This window comes from Dysosmobacter sp. Marseille-Q4140 (genome assembly GCA_018228705.1).
GTDB lineage: Bacteria > Bacillota > Clostridia > Oscillospirales > Oscillospiraceae > Oscillibacter.
This window is the reverse complement of the sequence record CP073694.1, coordinates 2,209,460-2,226,665: the sequence shown is the minus strand read 5'-3', so window position 1 is coordinate 2,226,665 and position 17,206 is coordinate 2,209,460. Positions and strand designations below refer to the sequence as shown.

The following is a 17,206-nucleotide window of genomic DNA, read 5'->3' as shown; positions in this document are numbered from 1 at the left end:
GAGGTTGCCCCTGGCCCTCTTCCGGGGGCCGCTGTAAAACGTAAACTCATCTTCAAATTGGAGGTTTGATTATCATGTCTAAGCTCATCAAGCGCGGCGACGAGGCCCGCAAGGCTCTGGAAGCCGGCGTCAACTCTCTGGCCGATACCGTCAAGATCACCCTGGGCCCCAAGGGCCGCAACGTGGTCCTGGACAAGAAGTACGGCGCTCCCCTGATCACCAACGACGGCGTGACCATCGCCAAGGAGATCGAACTGGACGATCCCTTTGAGAACATGGGCGCCCAGCTGGTGAAGGAAGTCTCCACCAAGACCAACGACGTGGCCGGCGACGGCACCACCACCGCCACCCTGCTGGCCCAGGCCATGATCCACGAGGGTCTGAAGAACCTGGCCGCCGGTGCCAATCCCATCGTGGTGAAGAAGGGCATGGCCAAGGCCGTGGAGGCCGCCGTGGCCGAGGTCAAGAAGCAGGCCAAGACCGTGGACGGTTCCAAGGACATCGCCCGTGTCGGCGCCGTCTCCAGCGGTGATGAGGCCATCGGCACCCTGATCGCCGACGCCATGGAGAAGGTCAGCGCCGACGGTGTCATCACCATCGAGGAGTCCAAGACCGCCGAGACCTATTCCGAGGTCGTCGAGGGCATGCAGTTCGACCGGGGCTACATCACCCCCTACATGGTCACCGACACTGAGAAGATGGAGGCCGTTCTGGACGATCCCTATATCCTGATCACCGACAAGAAGATCTCCGTCATCTCCGACATCCTGCCCATCCTGGAGCAGCTGGTCCAGGCCGGCAAGAAGCTGATGATCATTGCCGAGGATGTGGAGGGCGAGGCCCTCAGCACCCTGATCGTCAACCGTCTGCGCGGCACCCTGACCGTGGTGTGCGTCAAGGCCCCCGGCTTCGGCGACCGCCGCAAGGAGATGCTGCAGGATATCGCCACCCTGACCGGCGGCACCGTCATCAGCGAGGAGGTCGGTCTGGAGCTCAAGACCGCCACCATCGACATGCTGGGCCGTGCCCGTCAGGTGAAGGTCACCAAGGAGAACACCACCATCGTCGACGGCGCCGGCGATTCCCAGGCCATCAAGGACCGGGTCGCTCAGATCCGCTCCCAGATCGCCGTCACCACCAGCGACTACGACAAGGAGAAGCTGCAGGAGCGCCTGGCCAAGCTGGCCGGCGGTGTGGCCGTCATCAAGGTCGGCGCCGCTACCGAGACCGAGATGAAGGAGAAGAAGCTGCGCATCGAGGACGCCCTGAACGCCACCCGCGCCGCTGTTGAGGAGGGCGTTGTCGCCGGCGGCGGCACCATCTTCGTCAACGTGATCCCCGCCGTGGAGGCTCTGCTGAGCACCGTGGAGGGCGACGAGAAGACCGGCGTCCAGATCATCGCCAAGGCCCTGGAGGCCCCCATCCGTCAGATCGCCGCCAACGCCGGCCTGGACGGCTCCGTGATCCTGGAGAAGGTCCGCTCCTCCGGCAAGAACGGCTACGGCTTCGACGCCTACAAGGAGGAGTACTGCGACATGGTGTCCTCCGGCATCATCGACCCCGCCAAGGTGACCCGCAGCGCCCTGGAGAACGCCGCCAGCGTCTCCGCCATGGTGCTGACCACCGAGTCCCTGGTGGCCGACAAGCCCGAGCCCCCCGCACCCGCTCCCGCTGCTCCCGACATGGGCGGCATGTACTAAGCAAGTACTTTCCATTCCCCGCAGGCCAATGGCCTGCGGGGAATTTTTTGACCAGACAGCAAGGCCCGGCGCCCCATTGTGGGGCGCCGGGCCTTGTTCCGTAATATGACGGCCGGAACCGCTCATGCCTTGCGCAGGTACGGCTCCCGGTGCCTGGTGTTGACCGCCTCGCAGATGCGGCGCAGGCCCTCCTCCAGAATGGAGCGGGGGCAGGCCAGGTTCAGCCGGATGAAGCAGTCGGAGTTCTGGACGAACATGTTCCCGCCCTCCAGCAGCACCCCCGCCTCGTAGGCGAAGAACATGGTCAGGGACTCCTCCGGCCGGAAGTACGCACTCAGGTCCACCCAGGCCAGATACGTGGCCTCGGAGATCCGGTATCCGGCCCGGGGCAGGTGCTCCGCCAGGTACTTCCCGGTGAAGACGAAGTTTTCGTCCAGATAGGCCTGGAGTTCCTTCAGCCAGGGCTCCCCCTCCTCGTAGGCCGCCTGGGCGGCGGCGATGCTGAGGGGGTTGTCAAAGTTGTAGTGGCGGCTGAGCCACTTGGCCCGGAGGCCCTCGTCCCGGATGAGGACGTTGGAGATCATGAGGCCCGCCATGTTGAAGGTCTTGCTGGGGGCCATACAGGTGACGAGCCGCCCGTAGTCGGCCATGACCTTGCCCATGGGCGTGTGGGTCAGGTGGGACCGGGTCAGGTCGCAGTGGATCTCGTCGGAGATCACCCACAGGCCGTACCGCTCCGCGATGGCGGCGATCCGCTCCAGCTCCTCCCGCCGCCAGACCCGGCCGGTGGGGTTGTGGGGATTGCAGAAGATGAACAGCGTGGTCCTGGGATCCGCGGCCTTTCGCTCCAGATCGTCAAAGTCCACGGCATAACTGCCGTCCTCTGCCCGGACCAGGTCGCAGCACACGCAGCTGCGGTGGTTGTGGTCGGCAGCGTACTTGAAATAGGCGTAGGAGGGCGTCAGGAACAGCACCTGCTCGTCCGGCGCGCTGATGTACTCCACCAGCTCATACAGCGCCGGGATGATGCCGTTGGACATGACCAGCTGCTCCCTGGGGAAGTCCCAGCCGTAGCGGCGGCGGCACCAGGCGGCGAATGCCTGGTAATAGGCGTCCTCAAACACCCGGGTGTAGCCGAAGATCCGCCGGTCCAGACGGCGGCGGATGCCGTCGATCACCACGTCCGGAGTGGCGAACTCCATGTCGGCCACCCACATGCGGATGAACTCCTCGTCCTTGTAGGGGAAGGTCATGGAGTCGTCGGCGTGGAAGATGTAGTCCCGGAAGCCGTCGGTATTCAGGGCATTGGTGTGGCGGCGGTCGATGATCTCGTCAAAATCATACATGGTGCGGTCCCTCCCATCGCGGTCTGTCCGCGTGTTTTTTCTCTATTGATTGTACCAGCGGCGGCGTCATCCGTCAAACGGTCCGGCCCCGCCGGGGCAAAAAATCGCCCCGCCTGCCGGGCGCGGGGCCTGACAGGCGGGGCGGTTGCTGATCAGATCACCGGTCGGACCGGATCTCCACGCCCATGGCGTCCTCGTAGTACTTCACCAGGGCGCACTGATCCTCGTCGATCATGCCGTGGGCATCCATCCAGTCCATCTGCTCCTTGACGATTTTGGTCATGGGCAGATCCACGCCCAGATGGCCGGCCAGCTCCATGGCGTTGTTCACGTCCTTGAGGTGGACGGCGATGCGGGCGCTGGCGGAGAAGTCCCGGCTGAGGGTCTTGGGCACCTTCACGTCCATAACGGCGCTCTGGGCAAAGCCGCCCTTGATGGCGTCGAAGAGGGTCTGGGGATCCAGGCCCGCCTTCTTGGCAAAGGCGAAGGCCTCGCCCATGGCCAGCAGGTGGATGCCCACCATCATGTTGTTGGCCACCTTGGCGGTGCTGCCGCAGCCGGAGGGCCCCATGTAGGTCACGGTCTTGCCCATCATCTGCAAATAGGGCTTCACGGTCTCAAAGACCTCCCGCTCGCCGCCGCACATGATGACCAGGGAGCCGCCGTTGGCGCCGATCTCGCCGCCGCTGACGGGGGAGTCCAGCAGATGGAACCCCTTTTCCAGAGCGGTCTTGTGCAGGTCCTGGATCACGTAGGGAGAGGTGGAGCCCATGTCCACCAGAATGGTCCCGGGTCGGGCGATCTCCATGATCTCCGTGATGGTGGCCTTGACGATGGCGTTGGTGGGCAGGCACATGAAGATGATGTCGCAGGTCTCATAGAGGGTCCGGGCCTGGTCCAGGGCCTTGCCGCCCCGGGCGGCGAACCGCTCCCGCAGGGCGGGCACCGGGTCGTAGCCATAGACATCGCCGCCGCTCTTATCGATCAGGTTGGACGTCATGCCGTAGCCCATGACGCCCAGGCCCAGATATCCGATGGTTTTCATGCTCGCGTTCCTCCTGTTGTCAAGATAATGGGGCTCTTATTTCTTCTTCCGGGGCGGGATGTGGACCGCCCGGCCCAGGGCGTCCAGGGCGCACTCCCGCATGGTCTCGGTGACGGTGGGGTGGGAGTGGATGGTGGCGATGATCTCGTCCAGGGTCATCTCTCCGCCGATGGCCAGGGCGCCCTCGGCGATGAGATCCGTGGCCCGGGGCCCGATGATGTGCATGCCCAAAACCTCGCCGTACTCCGCCCCGGCGATGATCTTCACCAGGCCCTCGCCGCCGTTGAGGATCAGGGCCTTGCCGTTGGCGCTCATGGGGAACTTGCCCACCTTGTAGTCGATGCCCTTGGCCTTGGCCTGCTCCTCGGTGAGGCCCACGGAGGCGGCCTCCGGCTCGATGTACACGCAGGTGGGGTTGGTGGACTCGTCGTACTTGGCATCCATGCCCATAATGTTCTCAGCGGCCACCTCGCCCATGGCGCTGGCGGTGTGGGCCAGCTGGGCGCGGCCGAACACGCAGTCGCCGATGGCGTACACGCCGGGGACGTTGGTCTCCATCCTGTCGTTGACCAGGATGCGGCCGCGGTCGTTGTTCAGCCCGCCGGCCTCCAGGTTCAGGCTGGCGGTGTTGGCCTTGCGGCCGATGGCCACCAGGACCTTCTCCGCCTCAAAGCTGACGGTCTCGCCGGCCTTGTTCCGGCAAGTGACCTTGGCGCCCACAGGGGAGGCCTCCACGGACTGCACGGGGCACTCCAGGTTGAACTCCATGCCCATCTTCTTCATGTGGGCCACACCGATCTTGGTAAGCTCCCCGTCCAGCATGGGCAGCATGTGGTCCATGGCCTCCACCACCGTGATCTTGGTGCCGAAGGCGGCGTAGGCGCAGGCCAGCTCCAGGCCGATGACGCCGCCGCCGATGACCACCATGGACTTGGGCAGGGCCTCCAGGCTCAGGGCGCCGGTGGAGTCGATGCAGTTGGGGTTTTCCTTGATGCCGGGGATGGGAGGCACGGCGTTGACGGAGCCGGTAGCCACGATGATGGCGTCGGCGGTCATGGCCTCCACGGTGCCGTCGGCCTTCTTCACGGACAGTTTACCCGGGGCGGTGAAGCTGGCCTCGCCGTCGATCTTCGCCACCTTGTTGGCCTTCAGCAGGGCGGCAATGCCGCCGGTCAGCTGCTTGGAGACGGCGTTCTTGTGGGCGATGACCTGGGGGAAGTTCACCTTCACACCCTCCACCTCAATGCCGATCTCCCTGCCCTGGGTCCGGATGTCCTCCATCAGCTCGGCGCTGTGGAGCAGGCACTTGGTGGGGATGCAGCCGATGTTCAAACAGGTGCCGCCCAGGTGCTCCTTCTCCACCACGGTGACGGAGGCGCCCAGCTGGGCGGCGCGGATGGCGGCCACGTAGCCGCCGGGGCCGCCGCCCACCACGATGACGGTCTTGGGTCCTGCCGCGGCAGAGACCGCAGCGGGCGCAGGGGCCGCCGCAGAAGCGGCAGGCGCGGCGCCGGGCACGGCCTCGCCGCTCTGGCCGATCCAGCCCAGGGTGCCCTTTACGGGCACGTCGTCGCCCTCCCGGGCCACGATCTTCAAAAGGACGCCGCTCTGCTCGCTGGCGACCTCGTTGGTCAGCTTGTCGGTGGTGATCTCCAGGACGGCCTCCCCGGCCGCCACGGCGTCGCCCTCCCGCTTGAGCCACTTGGAGACGGTGCCCTCCTCCATGGTCAGCCCCAGCTGGGGCATTTTCAGTTCATAAGCCATTGCACGCGCCCTCCGTCACAGCAGGATCCGCATGGGCGCCTGCAGCAGGTCCCGCAGGTCCAGGGCGAACTTGGCCGCCACGGCGCCGTCGATCAGCCGGTGGTCAAAGGTGAAGGACACCCGCATGACCTGGTGCTTGGAGATGGTCCCCTCGTCGTCCATGACCAGCTCGTCCTCCACGGCGCACACGCCCAGGATCCCGGCGTCCGGCTGGTTGATGATGGGCGTGAAGCTCTCCACGCCGAACATACCCAGGTTGGAGACGGTGAAGGTGGAGCCCTTGTACTCGTCCGCCGTGAGATGGTTGTTCTTGGCCCGCTCCGCCAGGTCCCGGGCGGCGGCGGACAGGGCGTCCAGGCTCAGCCGGTCGGCGTCCCGGATCACGGGGACGATGAGCCCCGCGTCCAGGGCCACGGCCATGCCCAAATTCACATGGGCCCGCTGGATCATCTGGCCGCCGTCGTAGCTGACCAGGATCTCCGGGTGCTGGCGCAGGACCTTGGCAACGGCCTTGAGGATCAGATCGTTGACGGAGTACTTGGTGCCGCTCTCCTGCTGGAGGAGCTTGCGGAACCGCATCAGCTCCGTCACGTCCACCTTGGTGGTCTGGGTCACGGAGGGGATCTCGCTGTGGGACCGGGACATCCGCTCCGCCACCACCTTGCGCATGCCGGTGAGCTTCGTCACGGTGTCGCCCTCCATCAGCTCCAGCCCAGCAGACGCCGGGGCGGGCGCAGGCGCGGGCACAGGGGCCGCAGCGGTCTCCTTTTGGGCCTGGGCCGCGGCCAGGATATCCCGCTGGACGATCCGGCCGGAGGGGCCGGTGCCCCGGAGGGCCGTGTAGTCCACGCCCAGCTTGGCCGCAGTCTTGCGGGCCAGGGGGGAGATGCGGATCCGGGCGCCGTTGGGCGCGGCCGCAGGCGCGGGCGCGGCAGGCGCGGCAGCCGCAGGGGCAGCCGCGGGTGCGGCGGGTGCGGCATCCGGGGCGGCGCCGCCCACGGCCTCGCCGCTCTGGCCGATGTAAGCAAGCAGACCCTTGACGGGGATGTCCTCCCCCTCCTGGGCCACGATCTTCAAAAGGACGCCGTCGTGCTCGCTGAGGACCTCATTGGTCAGCTTGTCGGTGGTGATCTCCAGGATGGCCTCCCCGGCCTTCACGGCCTCGCCCTCCTGTTTGAGCCACTTGGAGACGGTGCCCTCCTCCATGGTCAGCCCCAGCTGGGGCATCAACACTTCATATGCCATGCTCGTCCCCTCCTTACTTGTTCAGAACCCGCTTGACCGCCCGGACGATGTCCTCCGGGTGGGGGAAGTTCTGATCCTCCAGCACCGGGCTGAAGGGCGAGCAGATGTTCAGGCCGCATACCCGCTCCACCGGGGCGTCCAGCTCGTCGAAGAGCTCCTCGGCGATCTGGGCGGAGAGTTCGCCGGCGTAGCTGCCGCGCTTGACCTCCTCGGAGACGATGACCACGTTGTGGGTCTTGGACACGGAGCGGACGATGGCGTCCCAGTCCAGAGGCACCAGGCTCCGCAGATCCAGGACCTCCACGCTGATGCCCTGGGCGGCCAGGGTCTCCGCGGCCTCCAGAGAGAAGTTCACCTCCCGGCTCCAGGTGATGACGGTCAGGTCGGTGCCCTCCCGCTTGACCTCCGCCTGGCCCAGGGGGATCACGTACTCGCCCTCGGGGATCTCCTCCTTGCGGGCGTAGAGCAGCTTGTGCTCCAGGAAAATGACGGGGTCGTCGTCCCGGATGGCGGCCTTCAGCATGCCCTTGGCGTCCTTGGCGGTGCAGGGGGCCACCACCTTCAAGCCCGGGAAGTGGCAGAAGAAGTTTTCCAGGGACTGGGAGTGCTGGCCGGCGTTGCGGCGGCCGGCGCCCATGGGGGCCCGCAGGACCATGGGCACGTTGCACTGGCCGCCGGTCATGTAGCGGATCTTGGCGGCCTGGTTGAACAGGGGATCGGCGCACTCGGTGGCGAAGTCGTCGTACATCAGTTCCACCACGGGCCGCATGCCGCGGACAGCGGCGCCCACGGCCATGCCCACGAAGCCCTCCTCGGAAATGGGGGTGTCAATGACCCGGTTGGGGCCGAATTCCTCCAGGAAGCCCTTGGTGATGGCGAACACGTTGCCCATGACCGCCATGTCCTCGCCCATGATAAAGACCTTCTCGTCCCGGAGCATCTCCTCGTGCAAAGCCTCGCCGATGGCCTTGCTGACAGTGATCTTCTTGCTCATCTCGCCACACACCTTTCGTTGTCGCTCACATACATGTCATCCAGCACCGTGGCAGGATCGGGATAGGGGGACTCGTCGGCGAACTTCACCGCCGCGGCCATCTCCTCCTCTGCCGCCTGCTTGACGGTCTCCAGCTCCTCCGCCGTCGCACCGGCGTCCAGCAGGCGCCGGCCCAGCTTCTCGATGCCGTCCTTTTCCAGGGCCTCCTCCATGTACTCCTTGGGCCGGTATACCGCCGGGTCGCCGCAGTAGTGGCCCTGATAGCGGTACACCTTGGCCTCCACCACGTAGGGGCCCTGGCCGGAGCGGGCGTGGTCCATGGCGGTGACCATGGCCTCGTAGACTGCGGTGGCGTCGGTGCCGTCCACTACGGCGTAGGGCACGCCGTAGGCCGCGGCACGGGAGGCCAGGTCCGGCGTGTTGGTGACCCGGTGGATCTCCGTGGACACGCCGTAGCAGTTGTTCTCAATGAACCACACCAGGGGCAGCTTCCAGGCGGCCGCCATGTTCAGCGCCTCGTGGAAGGAGCCCTCGTTTGTGGAGCCGTCGCCGAAGCACCCCACGGTGACCGCGCCGTCGCCCATGATCTTGGAGGCCAGGGCGCTGCCGGCGGAGATAGGCTGGCCCGCGCCCACGATGCCGTTGGCGCCCAGGTGGTTCATCTTCTCCATGTCCGCGATGTGCATGGAGCCGCCCTTGCCCTTGCAGTAGCCGGTGGCCTTGCCGAACAGCTCCGCCATGGCCAGATTGGGGTCCGCGCCCCGGGCAATGGCGTGGCCGTGGCCCCGGTGGGTGGAGGTGAAGTAGTCCTGGGGACCGATGGCCGCAAAGGCGCCGGCCTCCGCCGCCTCCTGCCCGATGCTCAGGTGGATGTTGCCCGCCAGCATTCCCTTGGTGAAGCACTCGGCGGCCTTCTCCTCAAAGGCGCGGATGCGGACCATGGTGCGGTAGAGCTGCATCAGGAAGTCTTTTTCATAGGTTGCCACGATTTCACACGACCTTTCTCGTTACTTCAGTGGGTGATGGAATAGTAAAGGAACACAGGGATCAGGGACAGCAGCGGCAGGATCACCGTCTCCACCGCCACGTGCTTGTAGCCCTTCTTGTAGGACACGCCGGACAGGGCAAACAGCATGACCACGGTGCCGTTCCAGGGCAGGGTATCCAGGCCGCCGCAGGCGATGGAGGCCACCCGGTGGATGATCTCCGGGGTGTAGCCCCAGGACATGAAGGTCTCGCCGAACAGCTCCAGGGCGATGGTCAGACCGCCGGAGGCGGAGCCGGTGATGCCGGCGATGATGGTGGTGATGGCCGCCACCTTCAGGAGGCCCGGCAGAGGCAGGTTGATGATGTTGCCCTGGATCAGGGCGAACACGTCCGTGGCGGAGATGACCTTGCCCACGCCCACCACGGAGGCGATGATGATGCAGGGGAAGATGCCGTTGTTGAAGCCCTCGGACACCACGTCCCGGATACCGGTGAGGCCGCCCAGGGACTTCCAGAACATCAGCACCGACAGCACGCAGCCGGCGCCCAGACCGTAGAGCAGCTCCACCTTCACGCCGTTGATGAGAACGAAGGCCACCACCATGGGGATCAGGGACACCCAGAAGCCCGGGGCCCGCCCCTCCAGCTCCGCCTCGTCCAGGGTGCCGCCCTGGACCTGATAGAGCTCAATGGCCGCCTCGGGGGTATCCCGGCCCTTCTTGGCCTCCCAGGAGAGATAGCCCACGCCGAACACCACCATGAACAGCGTGGCCAGCACGCCCTCCACCGGGGCGGCGGTCAGGGACGTGCCCAGGATCTGAGAGGGAATGATGTTCTGCATCTGCAGACTGCCGGGCATCTGGCCCATGGCAAAGGTGGCGATGGCCAGGCCGGTGATGCCGGGGAACAAGTACCAGGGGATGCCCGCCTTGGGGAAGAGGATCTTGGCGAAGGGCAGCAGCACGAAGATCATAACAGTGACCTGGATGCCGCCGTAGACCAGGAGGCCGCCCACCAGCACGTAGATCAGCAGGGTCCACTGGGTGCCCGCCTTGTTGATGAGGGTGCTGCTGATGCGCCAGGTGGCGCCGCTCTTGTCATACAGCGCGCCCAGCAGGGCACCCATGGCGAAGATGACCAGCCAGCTGCCCACGAAGTCCTTCATGCCGATCAGGAAGGGGCCCTCCGCACCCACCATGGACGCCGCCACCGGCAGGCCGCTGAACAGCGCCACCAGGGACGCCGCAATGACCGCCGCCAGGAACATGCTGATTTTTTTGTACGCCGCAAAGACCAGGACGCCAAATGCCAGGAGAATTCCTACCACGCTCAGTACGATCATATCTCTCTTCCTTTCGATCTTTGTTGGTCCCGGCTCACGCCGGTTCGGGATATGCCTCCTTTTTGAATTCAATTTCCCTATGTCGTATTGTAGAGCGTGGCGAGCTTATAGTAAAATACCGATAAATTATCCATAAATAACAAGAATTTATGGTTGGCTTGTGAAAAATTTATCCATAGTATCCACTAGCATAAGGTCGTCTTGACTTTTTTATAACTCTATCTTATTCTTTAGTCAAGAAAATTCCGGAAAGGCGGGTACGGCAATGTTCAATCTGCGGCACCTCCAGTATCTCAACGCGGTATATCGGTATAAGAATTTCACCAAGGCCAGCGAGGCCCTCTATGTCTCCCAGCCGGCCATCTCCAGCGCCATCAGCGCTTTGGAGACGGAGCTGGGCGCCAAGCTGATCGTACGCAACTCCAAAAAGGTGGCCTTTACCTATGAGGGCGAGCAGTTCATGGTCTGGGCCCAGCGGATCCTGCGGCTGTGCACGGAGACAGAGAACGCCATGCAGGATCTTGCCAACTCCGCAGAGCAGCGGCTGCGGCTGGGGATGTCCCACGCCTTCACCGACCTGGTCCCCCGGATCTTCTCCACCTTCACCGAGCAGCATCCCCGGGCCCAGATCTATCTGGACGAAGGCTCCATGAACAAGCATGTGGAGATGGTGCGAAGCGAGCAGCTGGATCTGGCCTACAATGGTTTTCCCGAGGGACCCGGCGCGGAGGACTTCGAGCGGATCCCCATTGTCAAGGCGGAGATCCACGCGGTGCTGCATCCCGACTCCCCTCTGGCGGAGCTGGAGCGGATCCCCCTGCGGCTCCTGGCCCAGGAGAAGCTGATCATGATGGACGTGCAGTCCAAGGTGTGCCGGGTCATGACCCAGGAATTTGAACGGTATCAGATCACCCCCAACATCGTGCTCAATTACAACCAGATCCTCTGCATGGTAAACCTGGTGTGGTCCTGCCGCCACGTGGGCATTATCAGCGCCGTGGAGGGCCAGCGGGTGCCCGGTTGCGAGGGGCTGGTCCTGCGCCCCTTTCAGGAGCCGCTGGTCTTTGACGTAGGAATTTTTATGAAAAAGGGACGGTATCTGCCCAAGCTGGGCTGGGAGCTGATCCGCTTTCTCCGGCAGACCTGCCCGGCATCCCCCGCAGCCTCTGGTGAGGGATGCTGAACTGCTCCGCCGGAGCGCCATGCCGCGGGTCTGCCCGCTTCAAAACCAGGTCCGGGCGTCTGCTCTGCGCGTGAGAGCAGGCGCCCCTTTTCTTTACCCCGCTTATGGCACCGCACAGAAAAACGGCTGTTTTTTGCTTCTTTATCGCCCAAATTGTAGAAAATTTCCCGCCCCGTTTGTCTAATCATACAAAATCATTCGTTTTTTTAAAGTCAATATTGACTTTTCCTCCAATATCCATTTATGATGGTCTCAACAGATGAGAACGTTCTCAAAGCGTTAGGAGAACCCTATGGCAGCAACGATCATTGATGTGGCAAAGCTGTGCGGCTACTCCAAGGCCACCGTGTCCCGAGCCTACGCCTCGCCGGAGACGGTCAGCGAAAAGACCCGGGAGAAGGTATACGCCGCGGCGAAAAAGCTGAACTACGCCCCAAACGCCATCGCCAGAGCGATGGTCCGTCAGCAGACGGAGAACATCGCCTTTATCATCCACGAAAAGCAGTATCCCGCCATTTTGAACCCCTTCTACTCCCCGCTGCTGGAGGCGGCCATGCAGGAGGGGACCCGCCGTAATTACAGCCTCTTCGTCACCACCAGTCAGGACATCCGGCTGCCCAATGGCGACGTGTGCATCAAAAAGCACATGGACGGCGTGATCTTTGCCGGCGAGGCCGACCTCCAGGCCATCGAGGCCTACCGCAGGCAGAACATCCCCGTGGTGCTGGTAAACAACCGGCTGGACCTGGAGGGTCTGCTGTGTGTCTCGGCGGACCACTACCACGGCGCCGTCCTGGCCACCGCCCACCTGTGTGAGCGGGGCCACCGCAAAATCGGCCTGCTGGCGGGCCGGTTCTCTCCCCAGGTCCGGGATGCCCGGGCGGAGGGGTTCTTTCGGACCCTGTCTGATCACGGTCTCACTGCAGATCCCCGGTTCGTGGTGGAACTGGATCCCACCCTGGAGGACAGCGAAGAGACCGCAGCCCGGCTGCTGCGCCAGCCGGACCGCCCCACGGCCTTCTTCTGTACCAACGACACCATCGCAGCCGGCGCCATGAAGGCGGCCTTCCGGGCGGGGCTGAGAATCCCCGAGGACCTGGCCATCGTCGGCTTTGACGACAGCTTTATCAGCCGTGTGGTAGCGCCGGAGCTGACCACCGTGCGGATCGACGTGGATCAGATGGGCCGCCTGGCGGCCCAGAAACTCTTCGACCTGATCGGCGGAGAGGAGATCCGTGAGACGCAGATCGAGATTCCAACTGAGCTGGTGATCCGGGGGACCACCTGACGGCGAAGCCGCCGGGACCCCGGATTCCGATAGAAGCTATTTGACAGAAAAGAGGTGAATGGATGCACGTTACAGTGATCAACGTGGGATACGGCGACGCGATCCTGGTGGAACCCTCCGACCGCTTCCGGCTGCTGCTGGACGGCGGAAGCGCCCTCCCCTCGGAATTTGAGGGGGACCCCTACCGGATCCGGGCGGCGTCGTATTTGAAGACCCGGGGGATCCGGCAGCTGGACGCCGTGGTGATCTCCCATATCCACGAAGACCACGTCTGCGGCCTGGAGGCCGTTCTGGAGCAGACAGAGGTGGGCCGCATTTACGTGCCCTACCCGGTGGAGCCCTTCCTGGCCGGCTGCGAGCTGACCCCTGCCGCCGGCGCCGCCCGGAGCGTCCCGCTCTACACCAACGCGCTGAATGCATACCGGCGGATCCTGCTGCGGGCCCGGGAAGCGCACATCCCCATCACAGTGGTGCGGGCCGGGGACACCCTGGACCTGGACGGTGACGCCCGGCTGCGGGTGCTGGCGCCGCAGGAGGAGGTCCTGTCCGACTATATGGACCTGGTGGAGCAGGCCTATCGCCAAAGGGAGGATGCATCGGCCGTCACGGCCTGTCTGACACGGCTGGATGCCCTGTCCAACCGGACCAGCCTGCTGCTGCGCTTTGAATTGGGGACACACGTCCTGCTCAGCGCCGCGGACAGCTGTCCCAAGGAGTGGTCCCAGGTCCCGAAATTTTTACTCGAAAATGTAAACGTTCTCAAATTGCCGCATCACGGTCAGATTGATTCAATTTCCGAACAATTCATGGCGAATATGCCCTTGGCGTTCGTTATTACCACCTCCGCCTCCGACCGGCGCTACAACAGCGCCAACCCGGCGGTCTACCAGCGGCTGGCCGCCCTGTTTCCGCCGGAGCGGGCCCCGCAGTTCCTGTTTTCCGACGAGCGGGAATACCCCCCCTATTTCTCCCGCCCCGAGGGATTCCAGGCCATCACCCTGGCAATGGATTCCGGTGGGATCATTCCGGAATTCGTGAAAGTATAAAAATTCAGAAAAAGGAGAATTCACGATGAAGAAACTGATGTCTCTGGCTCTCGCCCTTCTCATGGTCCTCAGCCTTGCGGCCTGCGGCGGCAAGGACACCGCCTCCGACGGCGGCTCCCAGGACGCCCAGCAGACCGCTGACGCCTCCTGGCCCGAGAAAGAAATCACGATCATCCAGCCCTGGAGCCTGGGCGGCGGTCCCGACGTCATCACCCGACAGATCGCCTCTTACAGCCAGGAGTACCTGGGCGTGCCCATGATCGTGGAGAACCACACCGGCGGCTCCGGCACCATCGGCATGAACGACTTCCTGGACGCGGCGGACGACGGCTATACCCTGTTCTGCTGCAACGGTCCCCTGTTCTCCCTGACCCCCAGCTTCATCGACGTGGACTACACCATTGACGACATCACGCCTCTGGCCGGTATCCGCATCACCGAGTTCGTGGTCCTGGCCAACGCCTCCAGCGGCATCACCAACATCCAGGAGCTGGTGGACTACGCCAACGCCGGACACACCGTCACCTACGCCACCACCGGCGGTCCCGGCAACGACAGCTACACCATGATCTCCGCCCTGTTCGCCATTCTGGACATCCCCTCCGAGCCCGTGGTCTATGATGGCGGCCAGGAGGCCATCAACGCCCTGATGGGCGGCCACGTGGACGTGGCCATCGGCTCTCCTCCGACCTACCGCGACTACGTTATCAGCGGCGACCTCAACTGCCTGGGCACCTTCATCCCCGAGGGCCTGGACGTGGAGGGCATCGGCCACATCGACTCCTTCAAGGACCAGGGCATCGACGTGGAGTTCACCGGCATGGACTACTTCGCCGTCCGCTCCACCGTGGACGAGAGCAAGCAGGAGATCCTGCGGGAGTTCATCCAGAAGGTCTACGCCGATCCCGAGTTCCAGGAGTTCATGGAGGGCATGGGCAACGCCGTGTGGAACGCCGGCTCTGAAGAGATCCTCAGCATGGTGGACGCTCAGTCCGAGGCCATGACCAAGTACATCCCCCTGATCCAGTAATCCTTCGGCGCCCCATGGTCGCATCGGGCATGGGGCGCCTCCTTCCTCAACATGGAGGTGCATCGACATGAAGATCAAATACAATACGGAGATGATCTCCGGCACTGTGTTCACTATTTTGGGTGCGGTGATGTGGTTCCTGATCCCCTCCCAGATCCGGACCATGGAAAAAACCGCCATCAATGCCCAGACCCTGCCCCGCATCGCCATCGGCGGGATTTTTCTCTTCGCCGTCTGCCTGCTGCTGGAGGGGATCTTTGCCCGGGAGAAAAAAGAGCTGGTCATCACCCGGGAGAGCTTCCGCTCCGAGGGGTTCCGCAAGGAGATGCGCTCCGTCCTGTACGCGCTGTTCCTGGTGGCGTACTGCTTTGCCGTGGAGCCGTTGGGCTTCATCCTCTCGACCGTCATCCTGGTGGTCGCGATCATGATCTACTTCGGCGCGCGCAAATGGTATTATTACGCGATCCCCCTTGCCATGGTCGGCGTGGTGTACTATGTGTTCGCCGTGTTCCTCCATGTCTCGCTGCCGTGATGAGAAAGGAGAATGCTTGTGGAACAATTTTTAGGCGGGCTTGAGATTCTGGCCCAGTGGCAGAACTTCCTAGTCATCCCCCTGGGTCTGGCCATCGGCATCGTGGTGGGCGCCATCCCCGGTCTGACCTCAGACCTGGGACTGATTTTGTGCATCCCGCTGACGTACAGCATGGATCCCACCATGGCGATTTTGATGCTGCTGGCCATCTACTGCGGCGGCACCTACGGCGGGTCCATCACCGCCATTCTCATCAACACCCCCGGCACCTCCGCCAACGCGGCGACGCTCTTTGACGGCTATCCCATGACCGTCAAGGGCAAGGCTTTCAAGGCGCTGCAGATGGCGCTGTATGCCTCCACCGTGGGCGGTCTTATCAGCGCCCTGGCGCTGCTGTTCCTGGCGCCCCCCATTGCCAAGATCACCCTGCTGTTCGGCCCCGCGGAGTATTTCGCCCTGGCGGTGTTCGGCCTGTCGGTCATCGCCGGCGTGTCCAACAACAGCATCTTCAAGGGCCTGATCGGCGCGTGCATCGGCCTGTTCATGGCCACGGTGGGCACGGACGCCATCAGCGGCACGGCCCGGTTCATCTTCGGCCAGCGCAAGCTCATGGCCGGCATCGACCTGATCATCGCCCTGATCGGCCTGTTCGCCATCTCGGAGATCCTGATGAAGTCCCAGTACAACCCCAAGACAGACCACAAGACCATCAGTGCCTCCGCCATCACCAAGGACAAGATCACCAAGGACGAGTACCGCCGCTGCCGCAAGCCCATTGCCATCGGCTCTCTGATCGGCGTGATCATCGGCGCCACGCCCGGCACCGGCGGCGGCCTGGCGGCGTTCATCGCCTACAACCAGACCAAGCAGCTGTCCAAGCACCCGGAGACCTTCGGCCACGGCGAGATCGAGGGCGTGGCGGCCTCCGAGTCCGCCAACAACGGCGCCTGCGGCGCCACCATGATCCCCATGCTGACCCTGGGCGTCCCCGGTGACGGGTCCACCGCCATCCTCATGGGCGCCTTCATGCTCCATGGCATGGTGCCCGGCCCCACGCTGTTCTCTGAACACGGGAACGTACTGTACGCCATCATGCTGGGCCTGATCGTGGTGAACGTGTTTATGTACATCCTGGGCAGCGGCTTCACCCGCTTTTACGCCCACATCACCCGGATCCCCTATGAGATCCTGGCGCCCATCGTGCTGACCTTCTGCATTGCGGGCTCCTACTCCACCAACAACCGGGTGTATGACATCTACATCATCCTGATCTTCGGCATCGTGTCCTATTTCCTGCGCCGCATGGACTTCCAGCTGGTGCCCATCCTGCTGGGCATGGTGCTGGGCCCCCTGGCCGAGAAGAACTTCCGGCGGGCCATGGTGGTCTCCGGCGGCAGCGCCGAGATCTTCTTCACCCGCCCCATCAGCTGCGCCTTCATCCTGATCGCCGTGGGTTCCGTGCTGCTGTTTGCCTGGCGGAACTACAAGGCAAGGAGCAAAGCCAAGCAGGCGTAAGCGCCCCGCATCTCCACACCTGGACCCCTGGGATCCTCTGGATCCCGGGGGTTCATCATGGTTTCGAAGTCCCGCGCTGCGCAAGGGGGCTTTGCTCCCCGGGCCCTTCCGGACCGCTCCGGAAGGGCGGATCCCCTTTTCCGCTTCCATCCAGCAGAATTCCGCATCCGCAGCAAGAGCCGGCGCCGC

Annotated in this window: 14 protein-coding genes; 7 read left to right on the top strand and 7 right to left on the bottom strand. The window is 63.8% G+C overall.

Annotated elements, in window-relative coordinates; translation table 11 throughout:
• Positions 1-74: 74 nt before the first annotated feature.
• Positions 75-1,700, top strand: a complete 1,626-nt coding sequence (gene groL / locus KFE19_11075; GenBank protein ID QUO36952.1) for a chaperonin GroEL — start codon at positions 75-77, stop codon at positions 1,698-1,700.
• A 122-nt stretch (positions 1,701-1,822) separates the two neighbouring features.
• On the opposite strand, the gene KFE19_11070 is transcribed toward groL, so the two are convergent.
• From KFE19_11070 to KFE19_11040, 7 genes are all read right to left on the bottom strand, one after another.
• On the bottom strand, positions 1,823-3,046 hold the full coding sequence (locus KFE19_11070; protein QUO36951.1) for a PatB family C-S lyase: 1,224 nt from the start codon (positions 3,044-3,046) through the stop codon (positions 1,823-1,825).
• A 157-nt stretch (positions 3,047-3,203) separates the two neighbouring features.
• A complete protein-coding gene (locus KFE19_11065; protein QUO36950.1) occupies positions 3,204-4,091 on the bottom strand; it encodes a prephenate dehydrogenase/arogenate dehydrogenase family protein in 888 nt (295 codons plus the stop codon).
• Positions 4,092-4,127: 36 nt separating this feature from the next.
• Entirely contained in the window at positions 4,128-5,855 is a 1,728-nt protein-coding gene (lpdA, locus tag KFE19_11060; GenBank protein ID QUO36949.1) for a dihydrolipoyl dehydrogenase, read from the bottom strand.
• Positions 5,856-5,870: 15 nt separating this feature from the next.
• Positions 5,871-7,100, bottom strand: a complete 1,230-nt coding sequence (locus tag KFE19_11055; protein QUO36948.1) for a 2-oxo acid dehydrogenase subunit E2 — start codon at positions 7,098-7,100, stop codon at positions 5,871-5,873.
• A 13-nt stretch (positions 7,101-7,113) separates the two neighbouring features.
• Entirely contained in the window at positions 7,114-8,094 is a 981-nt protein-coding gene (locus KFE19_11050) for an alpha-ketoacid dehydrogenase subunit beta (protein ID QUO36947.1), read from the bottom strand.
• Positions 8,091-9,053, bottom strand: coding sequence for a pyruvate dehydrogenase (acetyl-transferring) E1 component subunit alpha (locus tag KFE19_11045; GenBank protein QUO39602.1), 963 nt, complete (start codon positions 9,051-9,053; stop codon positions 8,091-8,093). The genes KFE19_11050 and KFE19_11045 overlap by 4 nt, the downstream gene beginning before the upstream one ends.
• A gap of 53 nt (positions 9,054-9,106) precedes the next feature.
• On the bottom strand, positions 9,107-10,423 hold the full coding sequence (locus KFE19_11040) for a GntP family permease (protein ID QUO36946.1): 1,317 nt from the start codon (positions 10,421-10,423) through the stop codon (positions 9,107-9,109).
• Between the two features lie 265 nt (positions 10,424-10,688).
• Here KFE19_11040 and KFE19_11035 point away from each other — a divergent pair, with 265 nt between their 5' ends.
• From KFE19_11035 to KFE19_11010, 6 genes are all read left to right on the top strand, one after another.
• Positions 10,689-11,606, top strand: a complete 918-nt coding sequence (locus tag KFE19_11035; GenBank protein QUO36945.1) for a LysR family transcriptional regulator — start codon at positions 10,689-10,691, stop codon at positions 11,604-11,606.
• A 292-nt stretch (positions 11,607-11,898) separates the two neighbouring features.
• Positions 11,899-12,894, top strand: coding sequence for a LacI family DNA-binding transcriptional regulator (locus KFE19_11030; protein ID QUO36944.1), 996 nt, complete (start codon positions 11,899-11,901; stop codon positions 12,892-12,894).
• A 62-nt stretch (positions 12,895-12,956) separates the two neighbouring features.
• On the top strand, positions 12,957-13,940 hold the full coding sequence (locus KFE19_11025; protein QUO36943.1) for an MBL fold metallo-hydrolase: 984 nt from the start codon (positions 12,957-12,959) through the stop codon (positions 13,938-13,940).
• A gap of 37 nt (positions 13,941-13,977) precedes the next feature.
• Positions 13,978-14,970 carry a tripartite tricarboxylate transporter substrate binding protein gene (locus tag KFE19_11020; GenBank protein QUO39601.1) on the top strand — a complete coding sequence of 331 codons (993 nt, stop codon included), beginning with the start codon at positions 13,978-13,980 and terminating at the stop codon, positions 14,968-14,970.
• A 67-nt stretch (positions 14,971-15,037) separates the two neighbouring features.
• Positions 15,038-15,502 carry a tripartite tricarboxylate transporter TctB family protein gene (locus tag KFE19_11015; GenBank protein QUO36942.1) on the top strand — a complete coding sequence of 155 codons (465 nt, stop codon included), beginning with the start codon at positions 15,038-15,040 and terminating at the stop codon, positions 15,500-15,502.
• 18 nt (positions 15,503-15,520) lie between these two features.
• The gene (locus KFE19_11010) at positions 15,521-17,017 is read left to right on the top strand and encodes a tripartite tricarboxylate transporter permease (protein QUO36941.1); all 1,497 of its coding nucleotides are present in this window, start codon (positions 15,521-15,523) and stop codon (positions 17,015-17,017) included.
• The last annotated feature ends 189 nt before the right edge of the window (positions 17,018-17,206 follow it).

Bases quoted from the DNA above. Each gene is read 5' to 3' on its own strand.
- groL (QUO36952.1), top strand. From the start codon at position 75: ATGTCTAAGCTCATCAAGCGCGGCGACGAGGCCCGCAAGGCTCTGGAA.
- KFE19_11070 (QUO36951.1), bottom strand. From the start codon at position 3,046: ATGTATGATTTTGACGAGATCATCGACCGCCGCCACACCAATGCCCTG.
- KFE19_11065 (QUO36950.1), bottom strand. From the start codon at position 4,091: ATGAAAACCATCGGATATCTGGGCCTGGGCGTCATGGGCTACGGCATG.
- lpdA (QUO36949.1), bottom strand. From the start codon at position 5,855: ATGGCTTATGAACTGAAAATGCCCCAGCTGGGGCTGACCATGGAGGAG.
- KFE19_11055 (QUO36948.1), bottom strand. From the start codon at position 7,100: ATGGCATATGAAGTGTTGATGCCCCAGCTGGGGCTGACCATGGAGGAG.
- KFE19_11050 (QUO36947.1), bottom strand. From the start codon at position 8,094: ATGAGCAAGAAGATCACTGTCAGCAAGGCCATCGGCGAGGCTTTGCAC.
- KFE19_11045 (QUO39602.1), bottom strand. From the start codon at position 9,053: ATGCAGCTCTACCGCACCATGGTCCGCATCCGCGCCTTTGAGGAGAAG.
- KFE19_11040 (QUO36946.1), bottom strand. From the start codon at position 10,423: ATGATCGTACTGAGCGTGGTAGGAATTCTCCTGGCATTTGGCGTCCTG.
- KFE19_11035 (QUO36945.1), top strand. From the start codon at position 10,689: ATGTTCAATCTGCGGCACCTCCAGTATCTCAACGCGGTATATCGGTAT.
- KFE19_11030 (QUO36944.1), top strand. From the start codon at position 11,899: ATGGCAGCAACGATCATTGATGTGGCAAAGCTGTGCGGCTACTCCAAG.
- KFE19_11025 (QUO36943.1), top strand. From the start codon at position 12,957: ATGCACGTTACAGTGATCAACGTGGGATACGGCGACGCGATCCTGGTG.
- KFE19_11020 (QUO39601.1), top strand. From the start codon at position 13,978: ATGTCTCTGGCTCTCGCCCTTCTCATGGTCCTCAGCCTTGCGGCCTGC.
- KFE19_11015 (QUO36942.1), top strand. From the start codon at position 15,038: ATGAAGATCAAATACAATACGGAGATGATCTCCGGCACTGTGTTCACT.